Origin of the sequence: Pantoea sp. SM3, assembly GCF_000963995.1 — a bacterium.
Taxonomy (GTDB): domain Bacteria; phylum Pseudomonadota; class Gammaproteobacteria; order Enterobacterales; family Enterobacteriaceae; genus Pantoea; species Pantoea rwandensis_B.
Genome location: NZ_JZRD01000066.1, coordinates 1 through 1,182, shown reverse-complemented (window position 1 = coordinate 1,182; position 1,182 = coordinate 1). Strand labels below are relative to the sequence as shown.

The following is a 1,182-nucleotide window of genomic DNA, read 5'->3' as shown; positions in this document are numbered from 1 at the left end:
TATTTCATTTTCGGTTTTCAGATGCGCTCCGCTTATTGGGGATATACACAGTGTATCGCGATAAGCGGCGCGCAGATATAAGCACCAAAAAAAACCGCCCGGAGGCGGTTAAATCAGCGGGGTGGCGCCCCGGTCGGGCGGAATGTCTCTGTCGCCGCCCGGCACCTCGTCTTCATGACCGGGCGCCGGCTCGTGGTCCGGCAGCGGGGTCGCATCGTCAGGCATCGGCTGGTCAGACATGCTATTTTCCACCCTTCTGCTTCATGGTATCGCTGTCCCTGGTGTCTTTTTTGTTGCCCGCGGGCAGCTTGCTGTGGTCGGCGTCTTTGCCATCCTTCACATTTTTATCGTTACGGTCAGCCATGTTTACCTCCGTCACCCGGTATCGGGTAACGTTAAGTTTAGCCGCGTGACGGTACCGGAAGGTGAATAAATATCCGGTCTGTGACTTAAGCGTAAAAACCGCTCATTGCGCGGGCGGTGAAAGCGAGGCGTCCCGCGCCTCGGTCATGCTGTCGTCCACGCACAGACGGCAGATGCAGGCCCGTATCTTCAGCTGATGTGACGCAATCTGATACGCGTGCCGGTAGTTCACGGCCGAGCCCAGGAACTGACGCTCCGGGTGGTCCTCCAGGCACACGCAGCCCTTCACGTGAAGCTGTTCCTGCTGCTCCATTCTCAGCAGATAATAAAACTGCCACATACGCGGCCTCCTTCCATGATAAAAGGAGCAATGTATGCCTGAATATATAACGAAGGAATTAATTTCTGATGCGATTTAAGCGCGGGATAAGCGGAGAGTGTCGTCCCTGACAGGTTCTCCGGCCGGTACACGCCTGAGCGCGACCGCTGAGGTCATCTTCATCGTCGTCTTCCGGCCAGAGCCGGACTATGTCCTCTGGCGTCAGTTCTTCTCGTCGTTCAGGCCCGCAAGGGTCTGCAGGTACGGCACGTGCCGGACGGCCTGCTCCGGCTCGTGGAAGCTCTTCAGCCAGCTTCTGGCTTCGGATATTTCAGTGAGCCGGTTATCGCTGCCGCCGGCCTCCGCCATGTGTCCGAGCTCGGCAATAAGCGATTGCACGCTTATTTCCTTTTCGCCCAGCGCCAGGCTCAGTGCCGCCTCGCCAATAATGACGTGCCCTTTCCCGTCGTGTTGAATAGACAAATTTACTACCTCCGTTT

At 56.9% G+C, this 1,182-nt stretch carries 4 protein-coding genes; all 4 read right to left on the bottom strand.

Annotated elements, in window-relative coordinates; translation table 11 throughout:
- Nucleotides 1-108 precede the first annotated feature (108 nt).
- Nucleotides 109-240 (bottom strand): hypothetical protein, encoded by a 132-nt coding sequence (locus tag VI01_RS25865; RefSeq protein ID WP_255253270.1) that lies wholly within the window; start codon nt 238-240, stop codon nt 109-111.
- 1 nt (nt 241) lies between these two features.
- Nucleotides 242-364: a hypothetical protein gene (locus VI01_RS25860; protein ID WP_254919502.1), complete on the bottom strand. Its 123-nt coding sequence runs from the start codon at nt 362-364 to the stop codon at nt 242-244.
- A 102-nt stretch (nt 365-466) separates the two neighbouring features.
- On the bottom strand, nt 467-703 hold the full coding sequence (locus VI01_RS24360) for a hypothetical protein (RefSeq protein WP_045816975.1): 237 nt from the start codon (nt 701-703) through the stop codon (nt 467-469).
- A 201-nt stretch (nt 704-904) separates the two neighbouring features.
- Complete coding sequence (locus tag VI01_RS24355) at nt 905-1,165, bottom strand: hypothetical protein (protein ID WP_045816976.1); 261 nt, start codon at nt 1,163-1,165, stop codon at nt 905-907.
- Nucleotides 1,166-1,182 lie beyond the last annotated feature (17 nt).